The sequence below is a fragment of the Leisingera sp. JC1 genome (genome assembly GCF_001679925.1).
Classification (GTDB): domain Bacteria; phylum Pseudomonadota; class Alphaproteobacteria; order Rhodobacterales; family Rhodobacteraceae; genus Leisingera.
In genome coordinates, this window is record NZ_LYUZ01000139.1 from 1 (window position 1) to 10,736 (window position 10,736).

General features: G+C 58.2%; 8 protein-coding genes and 2 pseudogenes. 6 read left to right on the forward strand and 4 right to left on the reverse strand.

Annotated features, from left to right (window positions below):
- Together A9D60_RS27505 and A9D60_RS25765 are read right to left on the reverse strand one after the other, a co-directional pair.
- A pseudogene (locus A9D60_RS27505) lies at nt 1–174 on the reverse strand (ISL3 family transposase); the annotation flags it as partial.
- A 94-nt stretch (nt 175–268) separates the two neighbouring features.
- Nucleotides 269–607, reverse strand: a pseudogene (locus A9D60_RS25765) (transposase family protein); the annotation flags it as partial.
- A gap of 101 nt (nt 608–708) precedes the next feature.
- Here A9D60_RS25765 and A9D60_RS22950 point away from each other — a divergent pair.
- From A9D60_RS22950 to A9D60_RS22975, 6 genes are all read left to right on the forward strand, one after another.
- Nucleotides 709–1,626 (forward strand): hypothetical protein, encoded by a 918-nt coding sequence (locus A9D60_RS22950; RefSeq protein ID WP_141118029.1) that lies wholly within the window; start codon nt 709–711, stop codon nt 1,624–1,626.
- A 22-nt stretch (nt 1,627–1,648) separates the two neighbouring features.
- Nucleotides 1,649–2,386 (forward strand): hypothetical protein, encoded by a 738-nt coding sequence (locus A9D60_RS22955; protein ID WP_065269740.1) that lies wholly within the window; start codon nt 1,649–1,651, stop codon nt 2,384–2,386.
- Nucleotides 2,387–2,418: 32 nt separating this feature from the next.
- The gene (locus tag A9D60_RS22960; RefSeq protein ID WP_065269741.1) at nt 2,419–3,243 is read left to right on the forward strand and encodes a carcinine hydrolase/isopenicillin-N N-acyltransferase family protein; all 825 of its coding nucleotides are present in this window, start codon (nt 2,419–2,421) and stop codon (nt 3,241–3,243) included.
- On the forward strand, nt 3,240–4,118 hold the full coding sequence (locus A9D60_RS22965) for a hypothetical protein (protein WP_065269742.1): 879 nt from the start codon (nt 3,240–3,242) through the stop codon (nt 4,116–4,118). The genes A9D60_RS22960 and A9D60_RS22965 overlap by 4 nt, the downstream gene beginning before the upstream one ends.
- A gap of 276 nt (nt 4,119–4,394) precedes the next feature.
- The gene (locus tag A9D60_RS22970) at nt 4,395–4,718 is read left to right on the forward strand and encodes an H-NS histone family protein (RefSeq protein WP_065269743.1); all 324 of its coding nucleotides are present in this window, start codon (nt 4,395–4,397) and stop codon (nt 4,716–4,718) included.
- A gap of 271 nt (nt 4,719–4,989) precedes the next feature.
- Nucleotides 4,990–8,781: a hypothetical protein gene (locus A9D60_RS22975; RefSeq protein WP_254656779.1), complete on the forward strand. Its 3,792-nt coding sequence runs from the start codon at nt 4,990–4,992 to the stop codon at nt 8,779–8,781.
- 240 nt (nt 8,782–9,021) lie between these two features.
- On the opposite strand, the gene A9D60_RS22980 is transcribed toward A9D60_RS22975, so the two are convergent.
- Nucleotides 9,022–10,206, reverse strand: coding sequence for an aromatic amino acid transaminase (locus A9D60_RS22980; protein WP_065269744.1), 1,185 nt, complete (start codon nt 10,204–10,206; stop codon nt 9,022–9,024).
- Nucleotides 10,207–10,212: 6 nt separating this feature from the next.
- Complete coding sequence (locus A9D60_RS22985) at nt 10,213–10,449, reverse strand: hypothetical protein (protein WP_254656780.1); 237 nt, start codon at nt 10,447–10,449, stop codon at nt 10,213–10,215.
- Between the last annotated feature and the right edge of the window lie 287 nt (nt 10,450–10,736).

Consider the following 10,736-nt stretch of genomic DNA (forward strand, 5'->3'; position numbering starts at 1 on the left):
AGGCCGCCGGCGGTACCTGCTGTGAACATGGCGTGAAGCCGTGCCGCAGCGCGGGCACGCCGCCGTGGCTTTGGCGGAACGCGAGTGGATCCGGACCGTGTTTCCAACAAGCTCAACCTGGTTGGCCTTGAGACCTGCTGGCAGGAAATCCCGCCGTGAAAACTGTGACGCCATCGGCAACCTCCTGCAAAACCTACCGATATATAGCGCTTAGCTGGTTGGGCTGCACCAAATCTGCTTCAGATCCAAAGTTCCATGCCGATTGACACCGGACGAGTCCTTGCAGACGGGAGGTACGCCGCGCATGCGGCCGAGTTACGTCCAGTGGAAACCGCTCCGCAAATATCTTGGCTGGGCACCGCAGAGCACTGCAGCGAAAGCGGCGAACCAGCAGGACCAGTTCCACCTTACGGCCATGCGCAGGAAGATCGGCGGGCCGTCGGCGGTAACTGCTGTGAACATGGCGTGAAGCCGTGCCGCAGCGTGGGCACGCTGCCGCGGCTTTGGCGGAACGCGAGCGGATCCGGACCGTGTTCCCAGTAAGCTCAACCTGGTCAACCTTGAGACCTGCTGGCAGGAAATCCCGTCGTGAAAATTGTGACGCCATCGGCAACCTCCTCCAAAAACTGCCGATATATAGCGCATAGCATGTTGGGCTGCACCAAATCTGCTTCAGAGCCCATTCGGCTGACGCAATATCCGGACCGGATGCTGCCGGACCCGGTCAGCAGCAGCGTCAGCCTGGACAACGCCACCGCCTTGGCCGCCGCGCAGGCACAGCTGAGCGCCATATCTGACGCCATTGACGATTTTCCGGTGATGCAGTTCAACGCCTTCCCGGCCGCCTACAGCACAACCAGCAGCACCGCCCTCATCGCAAATCTCATCACTGCGGCGGTGGGCACCGGCCTGAAAGGCCTGGTGCTAGAGTCCTATGGTGAAGGCAATTTCCCCTCCGGCAATCCCGACAACGCCTCAGAAGGCGCGGTTTATGCCGCTCTGAAGGCCGCCAATGATGCAGGTGTCGTAATTGTCGACAGCACCCAGGTTATTGCCGGAACCGTAAATGACTCAGCCTATGCCTCTGGCGCCTGGCTGCCCGATGTGGGGGCGCTCAGCGCCTCGGACATGACCCCGATGGCAGCCTTTACCAAGACCATGATCCTGCAGGCCGCGGCAGCCTGCAACAGTTGGACGGCTGATCAGGTCAAGGACCTTATCCAGCTCAACCTGTTTGGCGAAATCCAGAATGTCAGCCGCCTGGACAGCCGCACGAACAGCCAGCTTCTGGCGGGCCAGTCGATCATGGCGCTAGATGGCAGCGCGACGCTGAGCAATGATCCAGTCTCCGGCCCGGTCCTCAATGCCAGCGACGGAACTTTCCTGTGGGCGCCCTTCGGAAGCCAGGCCGCGGGTCATCCGGGCAGCCTGTTCATGCAGAATGACGGCAATCTCGTGCTGCGCAGCGCTGACAACGAACCCATCTGGGCCACAGACACTGGTGTCAGCGGTGGTGCCTCATCCGTGCTGATGATCTCAGGCTCCTATGGCAACGGCGACCTTGGGCTCAGCGTCTACAATTATTCCGGCCAGACGCTGTCCGCCACGCTCTATTCGCAAAACTGATTTCAAAACCCGGGAGAATATTATGACGCCTGCATTCAAATTCAGCGGCCGCGTGGCCAAAGGTGATCTGCGCCACTCCATCAGGGAGGAGGCGCCTGACGGAGCGCTGATCGCACCGAACTATGTCGAGACCGCCTGGGGCAGCGTGCCGCAATATGCCGCCACCGTCCGTGACACCAATACCGGCTATGACCCGGCAGGCGACTGCCAGGGGTCTTTCATGTCGGCAAAGTATCAGCCCAACAACAACTGCTATGCCTACGGCTGCAACATCGCCTCGAACTCCTTCCCCCAGCCCGGCCGCGCCAGCGGCGCGCCGGCACTTTCGGAAGACTTCACCGCCGAGCATGTGCGTGACAATGCCATCAGCGACGGGCTGGCCTATGTCGGCACCACGCTGGACGATATCAAAGAGCATGCGGCCACCGCCGGCGCTGGCGGGCACTACGTCGCCCTGATGTTTTCGCCGCCGGAAAACGCCATCGGCGGAGATCCGGAGGCCAACTGGCCTGGGGACTACCACTGGGCACGCTGCGATAGCCTGTCCCCGATGTCCTGGTCGCAGAAGGACGGCGGCGATCAGGTGACGAACTTCGACTTTGCCGGCAACCCGATCACCGATCCGGCAAGTGCCAACTGGCGGGTCAACCAGGGGCCGATCCAGACCAGCGGCACCGGCAAGGATTTCAATGAATACGCCGTGACCTACGGGTTTTACTGCTACATGTTCGTGCCCGATGGATCCGTGAACATCATCTGAACTCTCCCGGAAATTCAGCGAAAGATTTGTCCATGTGTACCATTGGAACCGTCTTTGACGGCCAGACAATCCATACCTTCAAGCAATGCGACCTGATCCCGGTCACCGAATTCAACGAGCCGCAGACCAGGGCCGGCAGCAACGGCGTTGTCAGCTACACCGCCCTGACCCGGGGAGACGGCGGCGGCCGGCTCTGGGCAGGGAGCAACAGTTCGGGCGTGTCCTTTGTGGCCGCCGACGCCTACACCACGTCCGCCAATTACTACGTCACCGATGCACAGACCGACGCCTTGTTCGCGGCCTATGAGAAGAGCATCTCCAGCTTCACCACCGCCAGCGCCGCCGCAGACTTCCTGGCCGGGTTTTATCAGGACATGGGCAGCGGAACCGCTTTCCCGGCGCCCGATATCAGCCTGCTGACCGGATGGGCGGACGAGGCGCAAACACAGCCCGTTTCGATCTTCCTCGAATACATGCCGCGTCCCTTCCTGCACGCGCCGGTGCGCCGGATTATCCGCCACGCCGGGCATTTCGCCTCAACCAACCATTTCCGCATTCAGCCGGAAGCCATCCACTACCCGGCCAACCACTCGACTTATCTGCGGCTGTCGCGGGCTGAGCTTCTGCTGCAGCAGGACCCGACCCATGCCGGGATCATGTCGGTGCTGACCGATCAGTATTACGGCCGGTGCGAGCTCTCAATCTGCCGAGAGACCGATTATCCAAACGAGGAATTCCAGACCCAAGCCACGGCGCTGTTCTCAGGGGCGCCCGGTGCCGCACCGGTCTGCGAATACCAGGTCAACGGCAACCCGCTGTCCAATCCGCTGCAAACCTATGAGGGAGCCGCCGCATGATACCCGTCACCATAGACCGCAACAGCAACCTGCCCGTCGCTAAACCCGATGGAGATTTCCGATTTGTCGATCAAGGCAACTACCTGAAATCCGCTCTGGTCCCCGGGCTGACCCTGTATTCGGACAGTGCAACCTCCTGCATCATCACCATCGTTGTTGCGCAAAGGGACGAGGAGATCTCAGCCACTCTGGCGCATCTGGACAGCCCCGATTGCATAAAGGCCTTTTTCGCGGTTGTGACGGCGGAAAACTACGACAGCATCCAAGTCTATGCCCAAGGTGCCAACCCGCCGGACAATGAAACCGCAAGGCAGAACGCCGCCCAACTCAAGGCCTCTGTCGAAAGCTTTGGCGGCACGCTGGCGGCAGCGGACCTGTACCTGCTTGAGGGCATCCCGCGTGACAACAACCGCGGCGATTTCGGCGTCAGCATCGGCGCGGCAAGTGGCATAGTTGTCTCGAACCAGCCCTATGCTCTCGAACTCACCGACCGTGATCCGACCTGCGGCGGGCAGACCGTTTACTGCATCATGCGCCGCCAGGAGCACCCGCCGGTCGAGATCCGCAACGCAGCGCTGCCCTTTACCCATGCCGAACTGGTGGAGCTCTCCTCCATCGCCCTCAGCTACCGCAAGACCCCGGATGATCCAGCCTCTGCCTTCACCAATATCGTCAACATGCAGAACGCTGCGATCCGCGAAAGCTGGTCGACGACCCCGCAATATGAGGCGCCGTGGTTTTCGGATCAGCTGAAACAGGGCGCTTGTTTCGCCCTCTCCCTGGCCCCGGTCACCACTCTCAGCAGCTACTATTTGAGCAAGGCGCACGAGCGCCCGTTCTCCCGCCTGCGCCGGGCTATATTGCCAGCGGATTGAGGCCGCTCCGCGGAAACGCCACTTCTTACCGGTGGGCCGAATAAGGTCCGCCGGAGCCCGGGTTAAGACTTTTACGTCTATGCCTTCAAATTGCATGACCGCATGGAAACCGGCCTCTGTTACTGACGGCAAATAGCTCCAAGAAGGATTTTCAAGCTGGAGAACCCAAAATGCGCAATGCAGTGCTCAATGCAATTCAGCACTGCACAGGTTAATATCTTGCACCAAGTGCGCCTTTCTGCTTTGACCATGCAAAACCGAAACCACAGGTGATACATGGCAATTGATCTGACCGGGCTGAATGCCTCTGAACTGGAAGTGCTGGCAAAGAAAATCGAAGCCCGCAAAGCGGAAGTGGAAAAAGAGGCCAAGCAAAACGCCTATGCCGAAATGCTGGCGGTTGCTGAGAAACACGGCGTCTCCTTCGAGGAAGTCATTGCTCTGCATGGCGGTAAAGGCCGTAAGTCCGGAACCAAAGCGCCCGCAAAGTATGCCAATCCGCACGACCCGGCTCAGACCTGGAGCGGCCGAGGACGCAAACCTTCCTGGGTTCATGAAGCGCTGCAGGCTGGCAAGTCCATCGAGGACTTGGAGATCTGATCCAACTTCTCGCGGACGAACTCGTCTCACCGCCGTATTCACTCCAGAATCCATAGCGTTGGCGGGCCAAGCGCCTTTTCTGCGCTGAATTTTAAGCGACCTTACCTAGCTTGCCCCTACAGGTCGGGCGGGGAGCGGTCATTAGCTGCAAGCGCAAGATTTTCATTCGCACTCCCACAAAGCAGACTTTACTCTCACCGGACGCATTGCACCAAATCAACTCAAACGCTTACTCTGGGTTGAACAGAGTCCCAAGCCCAATGAGGTCACTATGCCGGTTGATGAAACTGCAATACGCCAATGGGCCGACCGCCACGAATGTCGTAGCCACCTACCAATACTTGTTCGTCGACTGATTAGGGAGACCACGGAATCCCTTGTCTCAATGCGCTTTCCCGGAAACGAGGCGGTCGATTTGCCTGGGCTTGACGGTCAAGTGGAATGTGAAGCCGGAACAGTCTGGGTGCCGGAAGGCCGAAGCGTATGGGAAATGGGTTGCAATGTAGACCCTCGAAGTAAAGCCGACGGTGATTATCGAAAGAGAACTGAAGAAACGCCGCAAGACCAGCGCGAGAATAGTGCATTCGTCTTCGTGACGCCGAGGAGGTGGAACGGAAAAGAAGACTGGCTTGAAGAGCGACGTGGTGAAGGCGCTTGGGCGACCGTTGAGGCATTCGACGCCATAGACCTTGAAACTTGGCTGGAAGAAGCGCCTGCCACGGCCCGCTGGTTGGGTGAAAAGCTGGGTGTCGCCTGGCCTGGGCTGAAGACACCTCACGAATGGTGGAATAGCTGGGCGACAGCTTCGGTGCCGCCATTGTCCATCAAGCTTGTTTCTTCTAGGCGGCACAACGAGCAGAGCGTGTTGTTGCAGAAGCTGCGCGACCGAGAGCAAATAGTCCCGGTTCAAGCTGACGATAGAGGGGAGGCCGTTGCATTTGTCGTTGCGACATTGATCGAGGCCGATGCCCTCGATCTTCTTGATACAACAGTTGTTGCCACATCTCGCGATGCCAGAATTCCTACGAGCGCAAACCACCTTATTGTCGTTGCGGATGTTGAAGATGGGGAGGAGTTGGACTTTGGTGATCGACGAAATTTGACCATTGTCCGCGCCTATCCCAAGGGTCGTTTAGACGTTCGGGAGGCACTGCTGCTTTCGCACGTCCCCTCAGATATCTTTCGCGCTGAACTCGAGAGTATGGGGCTATCGCGTGATGACGCGGATAACCTCTCCATCAAGGTCGGTCATTCTGTTCCTGTATTGCGGCGTCAGCTCTCTGGTGATCCTGAGGTTCGGCGGCCTAGTTGGGTTAGAGATCGCGCAGCGGCAAAACGTGTCCTCCCGTTCGCATTGGCAGGCTCGTGGGTTGAGCGCGAGAGCATGGATGACAGCACAATTCTCCAGCTATTGGGTGATTTTCGGGATGGTGAAGTAGAACCAGTTCGAGACGAACTGCTCGCTTTGAACGACGCACCAATTGCTCGCTATGGGCATGTGAATGTCGTTGTATCACAAATCGACGCACTTTTTGCCGTAGGGCCTTACATAGATCGAGACGATCTGGACCGTTTCTTTCAACTCTTGCCGGAGTTGCTGGGCGATAGAGACCCCGCCTTAGACCTGCCTCAAGATCAGTGGTACATGGCCAATGTTTTGGGTCACGCGAGAAGTTTTTCGGGTGCCCTGCTTTCCGGTCTCGGCGACGCGTTGTGCATTCTATCCGTTCATGGTGCAGAAATCTGCGGTGACAGGTTGGGAGTTGACCTTTCATACCGTGCCGCGCAAGTCGTTCGGTCCCTGATGCAAGGTGCTGACCAAGAACGTTGGCTTTCTATTCGGGGGCACCTACGAACATTGGCGGAGGCATCTCCATCTGCGTTCCTTGATTGCCTTGAAGCTGAGCTTAGAGAGCCAGAACCTGCCATACGCGCCATCATGGGAACCACTGAAGGCTTGGTGAGTGGCGAGTGTTTGCGGACCAATTTGCTTTGGGCGCTTGAACTTTTGGCTTGGCACCCTGTCCACTTTTCTCGTGTCGCAGAGATTGTTTTTGGCCTTCGCCGTCTGGAGGTGGAAGACAACTGGTCAAACTCGCCGAAATCAACCGCCCGTTCTCTGTTTAGGGCTTGGCTGCCTGCCACCGCTCTCAGTGCTGCGGAAAGGATGGCTGCCTTGCGGCGCTTGTCAGGGCAGTTTCGACATGCTGCGATGGACGTCTGTATCTCTCTTCTTCCAGGAGGTGGCCCAAGTTTCGCTTCACGCACCGCGAGGCCGCAATGGCGAGCACTGGATGCAGAAGTGCCGTCACCGACAAATGCGGATGTCCGCGCAGCGGCGGTCGAAGCCAGCCGCCTACTGCTCGACTTGGCTCCATTTGAAAAGTTGGAGCTTGAACAGCTGTTAGAAGTTGCGACACGTATTCATTCTGATGACCTGTCTCGATTGGTCATCGAGGTCGAGAGCTGGTCAGCGACAGCAACCGATGAGGACAAAGCTGATCTTCGGCACAACCTTCGTCGGCGCGATGTTCTTCGTGCTTATCAGGAAGGTGAAGAGAACGAACAGTTGGCAGCCGCGCTTCGGCGTATGGAAGAGGCTTTGTCCCCTCAGTCTCCGACTGCTCGCCACCGTTGGCTGTTTGAAAATTCCCGCGTTGAGTGGCGTGCGCTGGTGGAAGACGAAGGAAATGGGCGCTTGTCATGGCAGGAGCGAAACGCACTTGTCGAAGAGCGCCGCCGAAACGCCATCGATGAAATCAGGGAGCAATTGGGAGATCAAGCGGTTCTTCCGTTTGCGCTTAGCGTGAAGCAACCCGAACTGGTGGCTCAAGTCTTGGTCCCGCAAGATGCGGCAGTGGAAACGGCGACCCACTGGGTCTCGGCTGCGCTGCGCACCGAGGCAAATGATCAGTCCAATGCTTTCCTGCGGCAACTGCTATGGAGCGCAGGTTGGATCGACCTTGCCGCAGTCGTGGCTGGCCTAGAGGCACAAGGAATTCTGAACAGTGAAGTGGAGCGCCTGAGATTTGCCGAGCACCTTCCTGGTCGTTCAATTGGCTGGCAGGTCGCAGAAAGTTTGGGCGAAGACGTGGCTTCTGCATTTTGGAATTCGGCATCAATTCATATTTGGGATGACACGCCGTCCGACGAAGTGGAGTACGCCGTTACAAAGCTTCTTGAATATCAGCGGCCGAGATCAGCGTTCTCAGCCGTTTCTCTATGGAGGAACAAGCTGCCAGCCAACCGTTGGCTAGATATCCTACAAGCTGTTGCTCGCGGCGAGGAAGTGGAGGGGCCTTTTCCAAGTTCGTACAACCTAGATGAGGTGTTTCAGCTCCTCGATGAAGACGAAGCGATCTCCGACGACCAAATCGCCAATCTAGAACTGCCCTTCGTCAAGCTCTTGTGCTCATACGGTCATCGAGACCACGAGCGAACGCTGGCTTTGCACCGACAGCTTGCTCGTGATCCAAATCTCTTTGTTGAGTTGCTCTGCTGGCAATATCACCGGCGCGATGGTGCGGACGAACCTGAGCGAGAAAAGCTATCGGAGGAGAGGCGCAAGTTCCTTGCTGAGCTGGCCTATCACTCTCTGGAGGGCTGGAAAAAAGTTCCCGGCTGCGATGAGGAAGGCGTAGTGTCTCCGGATGAATTCACCGCATGGGCAGATAGCGCCCTTCGACATGCGGCGGATGCTGACCGCAAGGAAGTAGCTGAAATCCATTTTGGAGCTTTGCTGGCACGAATGGCGAGGAGACGGTCCTGGGACGACTGGTTGCCTAACGTCATCTTGGAGTATCTAGATCGCTCTGAATGCGCTGGACTAAGGGAGCGGTTCTGTATGGGGGTCCGCAATGCACGAGGTGTAACAACGCGCAGCCCCTACGATGGCGGGGAGCAAGAGCGCAGACTTGCTGAGCGTTATCGAGACTTGGCTGCAAGATACGGCAATTCCCACCCCCGCCTGTCGGAAAGCCTGATATCCATTGCAGAAGGATATGAATGGGATGCCCGCCGTGAAGACGAGCAGGCGGCAGTGGGCGAACGCTGGCATCCTTGATACGGAGCAATCCGATGACAGCTTTCGAGAGTAGCGCTGCAGCATTTGGAAGCTAGGGCGAAGGTCTGGTTTGGGCCGCCCTTTCCGAACCGCTGGCTTGGGTCAAGGCGGATGCTGCGCCGCATCCGAGGTTGGCTGCGAGCCCAGAGTGACTGATGCTGCAGCTCCTGCGAGCGTCTGCTTTGCCTTGTTGACGGGCCAGATTTATTTCGGCTGACCGTTATTGCTGCAAGCCAAACGTTACTTGGCGTACGTTACGTCTGAGATCGCTACGATCAGCTTCGTGATGTCATCCGCTCCCAATCGAGCAACGTTCACGCGCCCGCCTTTCACGACATGGATGCCATGATCTCGCGTCAGCGCTGTCTCTTGTGCATCGGTCAAAGGCAACAGTGAGAACATGCCGGATTGGTTCCCTGTATAGGCAAGCTGATTGGTGCCAAGAAGCGTGCGTTCAGTTTCGACAATCTGTTGGCGCACCCCGGCGACGCGCGCGCGCATCCGGTCCAGATCGTCCAGCCAAAGCCTCTTGAGGCCGTCGTCTTGCAGGATCGTGCGCACCACCGATGGGCCATGATCTGGCGCGTGGGACGCGCTAGAGCGGACGATCGCGGATACAGCGCGGTGCATTCGGTCTCGATCGCCCGCCCGCGTTTTCACAAATAGAGCCCCAGCCCGATCGCGGTAAATCCCGAAAGTCTTGGATAGGGTGATGCAAACAATGCACTCAGGGAACCGCGCGGCGATCTTTCGGGCCATGGCGCAATCGGCGTCCCAGCTTTGGGCGAAGCCCAGATATGCAAGGTCGATCCAAGGCACGATCCCGCGCGCCTCCAGAAGATCGAGCAGGGCGTCGAACTGCCCGGCGGTCATGTCCGCGCCGGTTGGGTTGTGGCAGACACCCTGCATGAGGAAGACATCGCCCGCACGGGCGGCCTTCAGCCCCTCCAGCATTTGGTCAAAGGTGATCTGAGCCGCAAGCCGGTCGTAATACTGCACCTGCGCAAAACGAGCATGGGCCGCAGTCAGGATCGGAACATAGTTGCCATAGGTCGGGGTTTGCAGCCAGACGGTAGGAGGGTTTGGCATCTGCGCGAGGAGGTCCGCCATGACCCGCAGGGCCACGGCGCCACCGGAGGTCTGTGCGGACACCCAGCCTTCGTCAAAGGCATCGCCCATGATCTCGTGCCCCAGCACGCGGCAATAGTCGGCGTCCCCCGTCAGGGCGAGGTAGGATTTGCTGGTCTGGGTCTCGACCAGCTTTTGTTCAGCCAGCTTGACGGCTTCGAGAACAGGCGTTTGGCCATGGGCATCCTGATAAATGCCCACGGTCAGGTTGAGTTTGTCTTTGCGGGGATCGGCTGCAAAATAGTCGGCCCCGATCATGATGGGGTCGACGGGGTAATCCTCAACCTGTTCAAACATTCTGCGTCAGCCCTTCTCCAAAATCCCCGTGGTGACCAGCGTCTCAAAATACTCGACCTTCAGGTCAAAGGATTTCAGAAGCTTCTGGGTGCTCGGCTTGACCACGGCATCGTCAAACGCACCCTGTTCAAAATGTCCCGCCGAGGCGAGATCGGACCAGAGGCTGGTCACCACCAGTTCATAGTCGGTCCCATTCACCTTGACGGCCAAAGACGCGCCCAGATGGCCGGGCAATTCAGCCATTTCCCGGAATGTCGTCCGTTCCAAATGGTCCGCGTATTGGTGTGAGTGCTGGACGTAATCTCCCCAAAACGGCTGGATGAAAATTCCCCAGTTTGGCGCCGATGCCGATGATCAGGGGGGCATGCCCCCCTGATCATCGGTCGCGCATACTTCCCCTGTAGAGGCCAATGGAAAGGCTCGCAGGTGGTGGGATTGAGGGAGATCGTGATGATCTTTGAATTGAAGCGGCAGGGCCTTGGCATCAGCGCAATCGCGCGGCAGACCGGGCTCGACCGCAAGACGGTAAG